The sequence below is a fragment of the Oenococcus sicerae genome (genome assembly GCF_004102045.2).
Lineage (GTDB): Bacteria > Bacillota > Bacilli > Lactobacillales > Lactobacillaceae > Oenococcus > Oenococcus sicerae.
Genome location: NZ_CP029684.2, coordinates 678065 through 690438, shown reverse-complemented (window position 1 = coordinate 690438; position 12374 = coordinate 678065). Strand labels below are relative to the sequence as shown.

General features: G+C 39.1%; 13 protein-coding genes and 1 pseudogene. 10 read left to right on the top strand and 4 right to left on the bottom strand.

Going from position 1 to position 12374, the window contains the following annotated elements; genetic code table 11:
• The first annotated feature begins 5 nt into the window (after positions 1–5).
• From rplI to DLJ48_RS03415, 8 genes and pseudogenes are all read left to right on the top strand, one after another.
• Positions 6–461 carry a 50S ribosomal protein L9 gene (rplI, locus tag DLJ48_RS03450; RefSeq protein WP_128685937.1) on the top strand — a complete coding sequence of 152 codons (456 nt, stop codon included), beginning with the start codon at positions 6–8 and terminating at the stop codon, positions 459–461.
• 1 nt (position 462) lies between these two features.
• Positions 463–1920 carry a replicative DNA helicase gene (gene dnaB / locus DLJ48_RS03445; RefSeq protein WP_128685935.1) on the top strand — a complete coding sequence of 486 codons (1458 nt, stop codon included), beginning with the start codon at positions 463–465 and terminating at the stop codon, positions 1918–1920.
• A 126-nt stretch (positions 1921–2046) separates the two neighbouring features.
• Positions 2047–3120, top strand: coding sequence for an ABC transporter ATP-binding protein (locus tag DLJ48_RS03440; protein WP_128685933.1), 1074 nt, complete (start codon positions 2047–2049; stop codon positions 3118–3120).
• Positions 3117–4052, top strand: coding sequence for a carbohydrate ABC transporter permease (locus DLJ48_RS03435; RefSeq protein WP_128685931.1), 936 nt, complete (start codon positions 3117–3119; stop codon positions 4050–4052). Before DLJ48_RS03440 ends, DLJ48_RS03435 begins: the two co-directional genes overlap by 4 nt.
• 50 nt (positions 4053–4102) lie before the next feature.
• On the top strand, positions 4103–4909 hold the full coding sequence (locus tag DLJ48_RS03430) for a carbohydrate ABC transporter permease (RefSeq protein ID WP_419776168.1): 807 nt from the start codon (positions 4103–4105) through the stop codon (positions 4907–4909).
• A 4-nt stretch (positions 4910–4913) separates the two neighbouring features.
• On the top strand, positions 4914–6185 hold the full coding sequence (locus tag DLJ48_RS03425; RefSeq protein WP_128685927.1) for an ABC transporter substrate-binding protein: 1272 nt from the start codon (positions 4914–4916) through the stop codon (positions 6183–6185).
• A gap of 62 nt (positions 6186–6247) precedes the next feature.
• Positions 6248–7468 (top strand): MBL fold metallo-hydrolase, encoded by a 1221-nt coding sequence (locus DLJ48_RS03420; protein ID WP_128685925.1) that lies wholly within the window; start codon positions 6248–6250, stop codon positions 7466–7468.
• Between the two features lie 77 nt (positions 7469–7545).
• Positions 7546–8144 (top strand): annotated as a pseudogene (locus DLJ48_RS03415) (TVP38/TMEM64 family protein).
• On the opposite strand, the gene DLJ48_RS03410 reads toward DLJ48_RS03415, so the two are convergent.
• Entirely contained in the window at positions 8138–8707 is a 570-nt protein-coding gene (locus DLJ48_RS03410; protein WP_128685924.1) for a peptidase, read from the bottom strand. The pseudogene DLJ48_RS03415 and the gene DLJ48_RS03410 overlap by 7 nt on opposite strands.
• 2 nt (positions 8708–8709) lie before the next feature.
• Positions 8710–9498 (bottom strand): hypothetical protein, encoded by a 789-nt coding sequence (locus tag DLJ48_RS03405; RefSeq protein WP_128685922.1) that lies wholly within the window; start codon positions 9496–9498, stop codon positions 8710–8712.
• 77 nt (positions 9499–9575) lie between these two features.
• On the opposite strand from DLJ48_RS03405, the gene dtd reads away from it, so the two are divergent.
• Complete coding sequence (gene dtd / locus DLJ48_RS03400; RefSeq protein ID WP_128685920.1) at positions 9576–10022, top strand: D-aminoacyl-tRNA deacylase; 447 nt, start codon at positions 9576–9578, stop codon at positions 10020–10022.
• A gap of 5 nt (positions 10023–10027) precedes the next feature.
• Here dtd and DLJ48_RS03395 read toward each other — a convergent pair whose 3' ends face one another.
• Positions 10028–10456 (bottom strand): GNAT family N-acetyltransferase, encoded by a 429-nt coding sequence (locus tag DLJ48_RS03395; protein WP_128685918.1) that lies wholly within the window; start codon positions 10454–10456, stop codon positions 10028–10030.
• A gap of 127 nt (positions 10457–10583) precedes the next feature.
• On the opposite strand from DLJ48_RS03395, the gene DLJ48_RS03390 reads away from it, so the two are divergent.
• Complete coding sequence (locus DLJ48_RS03390) at positions 10584–11966, top strand: class II fumarate hydratase (RefSeq protein WP_128685916.1); 1383 nt, start codon at positions 10584–10586, stop codon at positions 11964–11966.
• 30 nt (positions 11967–11996) lie between these two features.
• Here DLJ48_RS03390 and DLJ48_RS03385 read toward each other — a convergent pair whose 3' ends face one another.
• A complete protein-coding gene (locus DLJ48_RS03385) occupies positions 11997–12179 on the bottom strand; it encodes a hypothetical protein (RefSeq protein WP_128685914.1) in 183 nt (60 codons plus the stop codon).
• Positions 12180–12374 lie beyond the last annotated feature (195 nt).

Here is a 12374-nt window from a genome sequence, read left to right as displayed (position 1 = left end):
AAGTTATGAAAGTTATTTTTACGCAAGATGTAAAAAACCAAGGCAAACGAGGGGAAATCAAAGAGGTTCCTGATGGCTATGCTAATAATTTTTTGATCAAGAATAAAAAAGCTGTTTATGCTTCAGCTGAAAATGTTTCCAAACTTCATGGTCAGCAAAATCTCGAAGCTAAAAAAACGGCTGAAATTTTAGCTGATGCCAAACAATTGAAAATTCAATTAGCTTCTGCAAAAACAATTATTCAATTCTCAGAACATGTGGGACCGGATGGCCGTTTAAATGGTTCTGTTACAGCCAAGGAAATTGCCGAGCAGCTGGATAAGCAATTCGGCTTGATGGTTGATAAACGTAAATTAGAACTTCCTCAACCGATTAAAACGGTCGGTTTACATGAAATTCCAGCTAAGCTTCATACTCAGGTTTCGGCAACAATTAAAGTGAATATTTCCCAAATAAATTAGCATGGCAGATTCAATTACTAACAATCGAATTCCTGAAGAAGTTCAGACTGAGAAGGCTTTGCTCTCGGCTTTTTTTTATACTAGCGGACTAAGCGAACAGCAAGACGTTTTAGACCGAATGCTGGGCATTATTTCTGAAGATGATTTTTATGATCTTAAAAATAAAAAGTTTTTTCAAGCCGTCAACGAATTACTTAATGACGATAAAATAGTTGAACCTGTCACTGTTTCCGATCAAATGAAAACTGATAAGAATCTTGACGCTGTTGGTGGAGAAGGCTACATCTCGGAAGTTTTGTCATCTGATGGCACAATTGCCAATGTTGAAAGCTATGCCAAAGTTGTTCATGAAAAGGCAACTCAACGCAGGCTGATCGATCTCTTTAACCGCGGCAATGGTTTGGCTCATGATCCGGGTTCTCTTTCACAAGATCTAATTGCCGATATTCGATTAAAGTTAGATTCAATCGAAGACCAAGCCGAAAATACTGATTTTATCGAACTTAAAAAATCTTTAAATCAAACTATTGATAGCTTAAATGCTGCCGCTAAAAGTAATTCAACTTTACGTGAAGGTGCGATTCCTAGTGATTACCCCTATCTTGATAAATTGACCAAGGGTTGGCAGGCAAATAACTTGGTTATTTTAGCCGCACGTCCGGCTGTTGGTAAGACGGCTTTTGCTTTGAATTTAGCGATCAATGCTGCAAAGTCCAAAGAAATTGGCAAAAAGACAGTTGTGATCTTCAATATGGAAATGGATGATCAATCATTATCGACGCGTATTTTAGCAGCTAATGCCAGAGTGCCGATGGACAAGCTGCTAACAGGTAAAGATTTAACACAGTCATCCAATGGTCAAGTAGATCCTAACGCTGATTGGACGAGGATCATGTTGGCTAATGAACGCTTAAGCCGTTTAAACATTCATTTAGATACGACACCAGGTATTCGAATCAATGAAATTAGGGCTAAATTACGTAACTTGCAATCGCAGCTGCAGCGCGAAGATCCAGAAGGCGGAATCGGTTTGGTGATTATTGATTATCTTCAATTGATCGAATCGGATGTGAATGAATCTCGTCAGCAAGCAGTTGCAGCTATTTCTCGATCCTTAAAGAAACTTGCAGGCGAGTTGAACGTGCCGATTATAGCCTTGTCACAATTATCTCGTGGTGTCGAGGGTAGAACAACCAAACGGCCAATGCTCTCTGATTTGCGTGATTCTGGTGCGATCGAGCAGGACGCAGATATTGTTATGTTTTTATATCGTGATGATTATTACGATCAAGATGGTCACTCGGAAGATGATGATGATTTTGATGAATCGGCTATTCCGGATCGTGGACCGGTTGAATTGATCGTGGCCAAAAACCGTCAGGGCGCTAATAATACCGTGAAATTAATGTTTGATCGTAGTATTCAGTTTTACGGCAATCTAGACCCTCGCCAATCATAATAATTTTTTAAAACGCTTTTTCAGGCGTTTTTTAGTATGTGAGTTTTTGTGTTTGCTTATGTCCTGTATCTTTGCTAAATTTATTATCTGTAAGTTATCTTCTTTTGGGAAAAGGCGGAATTGGACTTGAAATTAGTCGCGAAGAATTTGACGCTTGCTTATCAGACGGGCAAAAACATTATCGATGGAATTGATTTTGAGATTGAGGATCATACACTTGTATCGTTACTGGGACCATCTGGGTCTGGTAAATCAACTATTTTGAATATGATAGCCGGTTTGTTGACACCGACTTCGGGTGAAATTTATTTTGCTGATAGGGCTGTTACTAAACTGAGCGTTGCTGAGCGAAATATCGGCATGGTGTTTCAGAACTATGCGCTTTATCCGAATATGACCGTGCGCGACAATATTGCTTTTCCTTTAAAAATTGCAAAAATTGCCAAAAATGAACGTAAACAAGAAATTGAACGACTAGCCAAATTGGTCCATATCGAAGATCAATTAGATAAGCGACCAGGTGAATTATCAGGTGGCCAGCAGCAGCGTGTTGCGATCGCACGGGCGCTTGCTAGAAAACCAGCTGTATTATTATTGGACGAACCGCTTTCTAATCTAGATGCTAAATTACGCACGGAGATGCGCGTTGAAATAGCTCGAATTCAGCAAGCTACAGGGGTGACGACTATTTTTGTGACACACGACCAAAATGAGGCCATGCATATTTCAGATAAAATCATGTTGTTATCTGATGGTGTGATTCAACAATATGCCGCGCCAAATGATTTGTATGATAAGCCAGCCAATCTTTTTACGGCTAAATTTATTGGCGATCCGCAGATCAATACTTTTGATAAGGCTGAAGCACTTGCTTATTTGCAGAATTATTTTGCCAAACAAGTTAAAACGATCGGTATTAGACCGGATGCAATTTCAACGATCAAAAACAGTTCCAGCGTTGAACTGCCGGTGACTTTAAAATCATATAGTAAATATGGCCCCGAGCAGCTCTCAAGGTTTGATTTTTTTGGTGCTGAATTTGATGGTGAAAATGTCGATGGGATCAGCGAGGTGGAAGTTGGTCAGCCTCTTAAAGTGTATGTGCCTGCATCTGCGATTCACGGATTTGACGATTCGGATAGACATGTTTTAGCGCTGAAACCTGATCTTCAAGATTTAACATCGAGCATTAAATCATGATGAATGCCAAGCAAACCTGGAGAGGTTCGATCAAGGGCTGGCTATATGTCATGCCGATGCTGATCGTGATCGTCGTTTTCAGTATCTACCCGATTATCAAATCTTTTGCTATGTCGCTATACACGGATTACCAATTTTTAACTGATACTGTTTTAGCACGTGGTTTTGATAATTTTAGTTATTTGTTTTCCGATACTAATTTTCATTTAGCTGTGGCCAATACACTGGTTTACGTTGTCGGCACAGTGCCTTTGACGATCGTCATCTCGTTGATTTTAGCTGTGATGTTGTTTCACATCAAAAAATTTGCTGATTTTTTTCGAACCGTTTATTTTCTTCCCTTTGTGACTTCCACGATTGCTATTTCCATGGTTTGGACTTGGATTTTTAATGCAAGACTAGGGCTGGCCAATTACTTTTTAAGTGTCATCGGTGTCAGTCCGATCGATTGGCTCAATGATCCTAAATACGCCATGCTGACGCTGATCATTATTTCTATTTGGAAAGGTCTAGGCTTTAATATTATTTTGATTTTAGCCGGTTTAGGAAACATTGATAAACGCTATGCCAATGCCGCTAAAGTCGATGGTGCCAATGCTTGGCAAATTTTCTGGCACGTGACCTTGCCGCAATTATCGCCAACATTGGTTTTTGTGTTGATCAATGCTGTGATCGGCGACTTTAAAGTTTTTGATGAGGTCTTTGCGGTTTTTGGCGGTCAGCCAGGACCAGCCCAATCAGCTATGACAATGGTTTTTTATATTTATCAGCAATTTTATGTCATGAACCAATATGGTCGCGCTGCAGCTGCAGCTGTTATCTTGTTTGCCATGATTCTGGTTGTCACGATTATTCAGCTGCTAGTCTCGCGACATTTTGATTATAGTCGGCCAACGAAGGTCAAAAGGACCAAAAAGAAGGCTAAAGCATGAAAGAAAGGGCAAAGTTACAAACATCTCAGACTCGAAAACCTATCAAATTGATGACGATCTGTATTTACCTGCTGATTTCATTTGGTGCTATCATCATGTTGATTCCTTTTATTTGGATGCTCTCCACTGCTTTAAAAACACAGTCCGAAGCGATTCAAGTACCGCCGATCTGGATTCCGAAAATTTGGCATTTTGAAAACTTTATTAGTGCGTGGCAGGCAGCGCCTTTTGCGACCTATATGTTCAATTCGTTGTTCGTAACGGTCGCAACAACAGCCTTACAGTTATTGACAAGTATTCTAGCGGCTTTTAGTTTTGCAAAACTCAATTTTAAAGGAAAGAATCTGCTTTTCGTTATTTTGCTGGCGACCATGATGGTTCCCGGTGAAATGCTGATCATTCCAAATTATGTGACCTTATCTAAAATGAGTCTGATCAACACATACGGTGCTTTGATCATTCCCTGGATTGCGAGTTTCTTTTCGGTATTTGCTTTACGTCAAAGCTTTATGTCGGTACCGAATTCCGTTTATTATTCTGCAAAAATAGACGGTGCTTCGGATTGGCGTTTTCTCTGGCGAATTTTAGTACCGATGAGCAAATCTTCGATTGTTGCCATTACAATGCTTCAGGTAATTGGATCATGGAATAGTTTTATGTGGCCTTTGATCGTGACAAACAGTGATAGTCTCAGAACCTTGCCAGTTGGTTTGCAAGCCTTTATGACTGAGTCGGGAATTCAGTACCCTCAGTTGATGGCCGCGACAACTTTTGTCATTTTACCAATGGCCATACTTTATTTATTCTTGCAAAAATACATAATTGCAGGGATTTCTCGTTCGGGATTGAAAGGATAATTTAATGAAGAAAGTTAAAATGTTTGGTATGGCAACTTTAGCCTTATTGGGAAGTACAACGCTGTTTAGCGCGGTTTCGCCAATTGCAGCAAGTGCAGCACGGACTAAAGTGGTGCTCTGGGATGGCATGACTGGCCCTTATGCAAAATCTTTGGACAAAATTGTTAAACAGTATAATAATTCTCAATCAAAATACACAGTTGTTCGTCAATCTCAGGGAAATTATGCGACCCTGACTCAAAAAATTATGGCTGCTGCTAAGTCAAAGACTTTGCCTGACATGGCACAAGCTACTTATACGCAAGTTCCTGATTATGAAAAAGAGGGAATTGTCGCACCGCTGGATAGCTATATGCTAAAAGGTAGTAATAAAATTTCCAAAACACAATTAAAAAATATTTACCCGGGATTTGTATCTTCCTCTAAGTGGCAGGGCAAGTATTATTCAATTCCTTTTTCAAAATCAGTTCGTGTGATGCTAGTCAACCAAGACTTGCTCAAGCAATTAGGTTTTTCAACACCCAAGACTTGGAGCGATGTTGAAAAGATCTCTAAAGCTGCTAAAGCTAAGGGGGATGCTGGCGTTGGTTTTGACCAATCATTTGACATGGAACTGGAAAGTCTCTCAAATGCAGCTGGTACGAAATTTGTTTCCAAGAATTTGAAAGTTAAATTTGCCAGTTCTAAGGTTTTGAAAGCCGCTGATGGTATTTACGGCATGTTGCAAAATGGCGAGGCTTGGACCGCTGGTGCAGATATTTATGGAACCAATCGTTTTGCTGAAGGTAAGACGGCGCTATATTTTTCTAGTTCTGCAGGTGTTTCGATTTCCAGCACGACAGTTAAGAAATTCAAGCTTGCTACTGCTGTTTTCCCAAGCTATCAGGGCAAACGGTCCACAGAACTTGCCGGCAATGATCTCGTGATGTTAAACAATAATAAAAAACATCAGGCTGGTGTTTGGTCATTTATGAAGTACTTGTTAAAAGACAAGACAACTGAACAATGGGCCGAAGCAACCGGTTATCTGCCATTAACAAAGACAGCGCGTAATTCTGCTTCTTATAAAAATTATCTAAAGAAAAATCCGCTTTATAAGGCTGCGGCCGATTCCCTGCCTTATGGTTTTCAGGCAACGGCTTTCTCCGGTTACAACGATTATCGGACGGAAATGTTAAATGCTGTTGACCTCGTGACATCGAAAAAAGAATCGCCAGATAAGGTTTTCCCAGCATCCGCTAAGAAAATGAAGACGATTATTTCTGAAAACAAGTAACTCGCATTGTACTTAAAAGCTGTCTAGACTAGGCAGTTTTTATTTTGCTTTAGAATAGAACCATGACGACTAAAGCAAAATTTTTGAATGGTTTGAATACGATCGGTGGTAACATTGTGAGTTTTGCAAATAATAAAACAAGAATCTTCATGGATTTTGGTGTGCCTGAAGATTCTAAGGCTGGTGATTCGATCACGAGTTTGATTGAAAAGGGTATTTTGCCGGATACACCTGAATTGTTTACTGAGAATGCTAGGCAGACTTATGACCAGCAAGCAATTTTTATTTCACATCTGCATATTGATCATATTGGTGCTTTAAAATTTTTGAAGCCCCAGCTGCCGATCTATATGTCTGCACAATCTAAAAAATTGTATGATGATTTGATTCAAGCCGGCGATGAGCTGCCTATTGCCGATCTGCAAGCGGTTGACTATGGGCAAATGGTCAAAATCGGTCCCTTTACTGTTACTTTCTTTCAGTCTGACCATGATGTTATTGGTGCTAGTGCTATTGAAGTAGTTGATGATCAAGGACACCATTTTGTTCATTCTGGTGACTTGCGTTATAACGGTCCCTATCCCCAAAGACTTGACCATTGGACACAAGCTGTGGCGCAAACACAGCCGGATTTATTTTTAATTGAGGGAACCAGTTTTTCTTTCGATGATGATAAAGGCGATCATGCGCAAGCGGCATCTACAAATGTTGAAGCAGATCTGCTTCAACATTTTATTGATAAACTACCATCGAATCATCTGTTAGCTATCAATCCTTATCCAAGAAACGTTGAACGTCTATATGCACTGGAAATGGCTGCTAACGACTTTGGTCGACCAATTGTTTGGGAATCTTTTTATGCCGGATTACTAAAACAATTTTTCCCAAAGACCCGACCGCTGGTACTTGGCAAAGATATTGATCTATCGCAAATAATCGCTTACCCGGAAAATTATGTTTTGCAAAACAGCTACGATCACTTGGATTATTTAAAAGATTTTTATAAACCGATTTTCTTACAGATGAATGGTGAGCCTTTAGGTGATTATGATCCCAGATATCAGCTTCAGCAAGCTAAATTAACACAATTTGCGGCTGAATTTATTTACGCAGGCGCTTCGGGTCACGCGACGCAAGCAGATCTATTAAAAGCTGCCAAACGGGTGCACGCCAAATTGACAATTCCTTGGCATTCTTTTAAGCCGGAAATAGAAGCGGCAGCCTTAAGAGGAGAAGGCTTGACGGCTAAAATAGCAAGCAAAAATGAAGTTATTAGTTTTTAGCGAACATCAGTCTATAAATGCTACGATAATGGAATAGTTTTTACGATTTTCCAAGAAAAATACGACTTATTAATTGAATGCGTACACAGACTAGCAAAAAATTGATTACTACAGCTACGATCGTGATTTTGATTGCGATGATTTTTTTATCGATCAAATTTTATCAGCTTGGCTATTTTCAGGATCCAAAAAAATTGCAATCCTTTATGAAAGGTAAAGGTATTTTTGCACCAGCTATTTTTATTTTTATTCAGATTATTCAGGTGGTTATTCCGATTATTCCGGGTGGCGTTTCCACTGCAGCAGGTGTTTTGATGTTCGGACCCTTGTGGGGTTTTATTTATAATTATCTTGGCATTGTGTTGGGGTCGTTAATACTATTCTTCCTTGGCCGACACTATGGTCGAGCCTTTGTGGTGCACTTTGTTAGCCAAGAAATGCATAATAAATATCTGTCGAAATTAGAAAATCAGAAAAGATGGGATACTTTCTTTGCTTTGATGATTTTTTTCCTTTTGCGCCTGACGATGTGCTTGTCCTTATTTCAAGTTTGACAGAAATGACCTACAAAAAATTCACCTGGATCATTCTGTTGGGAAAACCGGCTTCGATCGCCGTCTATAGTTTGGCACTGGTTTATGGGGCGGAATGGTTAACACGTTTCTTAGGTCAATGATTGTGCAGTAGAATGTATCGAGCTACTTTTAGGTCATACTTTGTAATGTATGAAGTTGGCTGAATCGAAGCGTTCATCAATGCATCACCGTTGATATGCTTTAGACCTATCACATGGCCCAATTCATGTTCGATCACAGGCACAAGAAGATCTCTATTATCTGTTTGATCCATAAAACTCGCATTCACATAAACGACACCTTTACCGGTTGCAGCTAAAATATGTTCACCATAATCACGATCTTTCAACAGCTGTTTTATTTGCTTATTGGCTAGATCATAGATGACGATGGTTGGTTTTTCATGATTATTAATCATGAAAAGTTGTCTTTTTAAATCTTTGTTCCAAGTATTAGCTGCTTGTGTAACTTGTTTTTTGAATGCTGTTTGGGAAGTATTGATGACCACTCGATTATTTTTCGCTACTTGTGTCTGCATGATCACCTCTTTGATTGGTGGTCGGTATAAATTAATTACAGCGATCAGACTACTAGAAACCAGCAGCAAAATCGCAAGAATTGAGAAAGCACGGAAAAAAATTTTTTTATTTATTTTGTTAAACATGATTAAATTAATTCATGTAAAATGTCAGCGATCTGAGCTGCTAGCCACAATACAAACAACAGATCGGATAGTATGCTAGTCCAGGCAAAGTATTCGCTTAAAGGCAAATACGAATAAGATGGTAAGTTATGATTGCGTCGATATTGAATGATCTTCGAATTTGAAAAGATATTAACGATAATAACAACAAAGAAAATATTTGTAATTGCGGTTAAAAAAGTATCTTGGAAATTGTTTGGCAAGAAAATAATAATCAAAGCTGTCCACTGAAACCAGCCCGAATTGATCAATTGGATAAAACCACGCAGAAAATTTGAATAGATAATTTTCTCGTACCATTTCCCCGTGGTGACGACAGCCAAAGAGTTTTCATAGCTGTCATTTTTTAATTGAAAACGTGTTTGGCGATCATAAATTTTATCTGGATGAGTCGCAGCCCAAACATCTGCTAAAGAAAGATATAACGAGAAAAAAACTAAGGCAATAAATAGAATTACGATCCATAAAATCAAGTCTGCGATCAGTTTTAAAGCTGGTATAAAAATCGGTAATATGAATAATCCAATGATCAATATCAGAAAAGGCCGGTACAAACGTCTCTGCATGATATTTTGAAAAATCTTCGCCATATGGCTCAGTTTTGTATTTTCCTGGCTGCTGTTGGACAAATTCTCGATGATTTGAATTTCTTCAGGATCACGTTCTGATTGAGGTAAACGTAGTCCTTGGTTTAAAAGCCAAGAAGCCAGATTACGATAGGAATTTTTAAAGTTTTTCATTTTAGTGAACATGTTACTGTCATTGTATAATAGCAGCATTAATTAAACTGAAGATCAGCCTTTTAATTATTTTGGAGGTCATTTTAAAAATGCGAATTGTGTTGCAAAAAGTTAGTTCGGCAGCTGTTTTTGTTGCTGAAAAGAAGCTGGGCCAAATTAAAGCCGGTTTTTTACTGCTTGTTGGAATTGAAGATACAGATGATGAGAAGACAGTTGACTATTTAGTTCATAAAATTGTCTTTTTACGTGTTTTTGCTGATGAAAACGATAAAATGAATCTTTCCATCAAAGACGTCGGTGGTGCTATTCTATCCATTTCGCAATTTACTTTATATGCTGACACAAAAAAGGGTAATCGCCCCAGTTTTACAAAAGCCGGCCAGCCGCAGCATGCCGAAAGAATTTATGATCTATTGAATAAGAAACTCGCTCATGAAAATTTATCTGTTCAGACTGGTGAATTCGGTGCTCATATGCAAGTTGAGCTGGTTAATGACGGTCCGGTCACGATTATGTTTGATACTGACGAGAGTTGATCGTTTTACAGTGTTTTTTGCATGTTGATGTCAGCAATTTGGAAAGCACTCTTTTCGTAAACATGAATCGCACGTGCGTTGCTGCCGAAAACGTGTAGTCCTAATGTTTTAAAGCCAAGTGCTTTGGCTTGTTTAGCTGCTAGGGTCAATGCCTCGGTGCCCAAGCCTTTATTTTGGAAAGCGTCAAAGACTCTAAAATCATAGATAAAAGCCATGCCGGGATTCGAAGCAAGTTTTGCGATCCAGATAATACCGACTTTTGTATCGTCATCTAAAATGCTGTAAATATAGTTGCCCTTGCTCTTGAGCCCCTCTGGCAGCAACTGCTTAAATTCTGCTTGGGCTTTTTGATTGGCTGATTTAGCATCCCAACTACCAGCATCAATTTTGTCTTGAGCGTACTCATTTGATGGCACGAGAAACAAACGACTCATAATTGGTTTCAGTAATTAAAGTTAATTTCATTGACATGTTTTAACTATAACCAATTTTCTTATGAAATAATGATCCTGGTGAGTCATTTCAATAACGAATTTTCCGTGAAATACAAGGGGCCTCTAAATGACAAATAATAAAGATTATCGAATCGAAAAAGACAGTTTGGGCGAGGTCAAAATACCGAAAAATGTTTTGTGGGGTCCACAGACGCAAAGAAGCCGCAACAATTTTAAAATTGGCGGTCCAATGCCTTTTGAAATGATCCGTGCTTTGTTAGAAGTCAAAAAAGCTGCTGCGATCGTGAACAAAAAAAATCACGAGATCACGAATGAAAAGGCCGATTTGATTGTTAAAACAGTTGATCAATTACTAGCTGGCGATTATGCGGATGCTTTTCCCTTGGTCGTTTATCAAACGGGCAGCGGCACACAAACAAATATGAATGTTAATGAAGTGATCGTCCACTTGGCAGCCTCAATTAATCCGCACATAACCCTACTGGTTAATGATGATGTTAATCATTCTCAAAGTTCAAATGACGTTTTTCCAACAGCAATGGCGATGGCCGCTTATGATGCAGTTAAAAAATTATTAACTGTTTTAAGCCAATTTGAAAAATCGTTAACTGCTAAAGCTGCGGAATTTAGGCAAGTAGTTAAAATTGGCCGCACACATTTACAAGATGCCACGCCGATCACTTTTGGCCAAGAGATCAGCGGCTGGGTCAGCCAAGTTCATCATGATTTGAGTTATTTAGAAGATGGCAAAAGAACCCTGCTTGAATTGCCGATCGGGGCAACGGCTGTCGGGACCGGCTTGAATACTGTTACGGGTTTTGATACTGCCATGGTCGAACAATTATCAGTTCAAAAATCAGTTGATTATCAGCTGGCAGCTAACAAGTTTCAGGCTTTAGCTGCTCATAGTGGTCTTAACTTTGTTCATGGTATTTTAAAAACACTGGCCGCGGATTTGATTAAAATTGGCAACGATATTCGTTTTCTAGCTAGTGGTCCGCGAGCCGGCTATGGTGAAATTAACATTCCAGCTAATGAACCGGGTTCTTCGATCATGCCCGGAAAAGTGAATCCGACGCAAATCGAGGCACTGACAATGGTTTGCGCACGTGTTTTTGGCAATGACACCACGATCAGCTTTGCTGCTAGTCAAGGAAATTTCGAAATGAATGTCTACAAACCTTTGATCATTAGCAGTTTTCTAGAAAGTGCCAATTTGTTAACACAAGTGATCGATTCTGTTGATCGGCATTTGATTGGCGGCATTACAGTTAACCGTGATCGTATGTCGGCATCAGTCGATGATTCTTTGATGACCGTCACCGCTTTGAGTCCACATATTGGTTATGAAAAATCTGCCAAAATTGCTCAAAAAGCCTTGCATGAAAAGACTTCTTTACAAGAAGCGGCAGTCGGTAGCGGATATGTAACCCAAGAGGAATTTGATAACTGGGTCGACCCGTTAGCGATGACAAATATTGATCGTTAATTGATCTGAAAATGCGATAGCGGGCTATTACTACTTGTCCCGCCAAAAGGAAAGAGCGGAAAAGGCCACAAGACAAATAGCAGCTATCTGTAAATAATTGGAAATAGCCGCCAAAGGTGCGCGAAAAATTAGATCCCAAAGCACTGTCACACTTGGTATGACAATTGCTGCGGTGATACCGTTGATCAAAGCTTTTTTTAGTCTTATATTCATACTCATCACCATAATTCCAAGTAACCATTATTTTTTATTTTGTCCATAGCGTCTATTGCTTTAGCGACAGTATAACCCGCACTGGCCAAACCTATATATGACACAATTTTGTCTTTTACGGTTTTCGTTACTTTTTTCCTTTTCAATATATTTTTTGCACACTTATTATTACGTTTAAATGGTCGCAATTAGGAA

What these genes read in the sequence shown, in the direction of transcription:
- rplI (WP_128685937.1), top strand. Translation starts at nt 6, where the DNA reads ATGAAAGTTATTTTTACGCAAGATGTAAAAAACCAAGGCAAACGAGGG.
- dnaB (WP_128685935.1), top strand. Translation starts at nt 463, where the DNA reads ATGGCAGATTCAATTACTAACAATCGAATTCCTGAAGAAGTTCAGACT.
- DLJ48_RS03435 (WP_128685931.1), top strand. Translation starts at nt 3,117, where the DNA reads ATGATGAATGCCAAGCAAACCTGGAGAGGTTCGATCAAGGGCTGGCTA.
- DLJ48_RS03430 (WP_419776168.1), top strand. Translation starts at nt 4,103, where the DNA reads ATGACGATCTGTATTTACCTGCTGATTTCATTTGGTGCTATCATCATG.
- DLJ48_RS03425 (WP_128685927.1), top strand. Translation starts at nt 4,914, where the DNA reads ATGAAGAAAGTTAAAATGTTTGGTATGGCAACTTTAGCCTTATTGGGA.
- DLJ48_RS03420 (WP_128685925.1), top strand. Translation starts at nt 6,248, where the DNA reads ATGACGACTAAAGCAAAATTTTTGAATGGTTTGAATACGATCGGTGGT.
- DLJ48_RS03410 (WP_128685924.1), bottom strand. Translation starts at nt 8,707, where the DNA reads ATGTTTAACAAAATAAATAAAAAAATTTTTTTCCGTGCTTTCTCAATT.
- DLJ48_RS03405 (WP_128685922.1), bottom strand. Translation starts at nt 9,498, where the DNA reads ATGTTCACTAAAATGAAAAACTTTAAAAATTCCTATCGTAATCTGGCT.
- dtd (WP_128685920.1), top strand. Translation starts at nt 9,576, where the DNA reads ATGCGAATTGTGTTGCAAAAAGTTAGTTCGGCAGCTGTTTTTGTTGCT.
- DLJ48_RS03395 (WP_128685918.1), bottom strand. Translation starts at nt 10,456, where the DNA reads ATGAGTCGTTTGTTTCTCGTGCCATCAAATGAGTACGCTCAAGACAAA.
- DLJ48_RS03390 (WP_128685916.1), top strand. Translation starts at nt 10,584, where the DNA reads ATGACAAATAATAAAGATTATCGAATCGAAAAAGACAGTTTGGGCGAG.
- DLJ48_RS03385 (WP_128685914.1), bottom strand. Translation starts at nt 12,179, where the DNA reads ATGAATATAAGACTAAAAAAAGCTTTGATCAACGGTATCACCGCAGCA.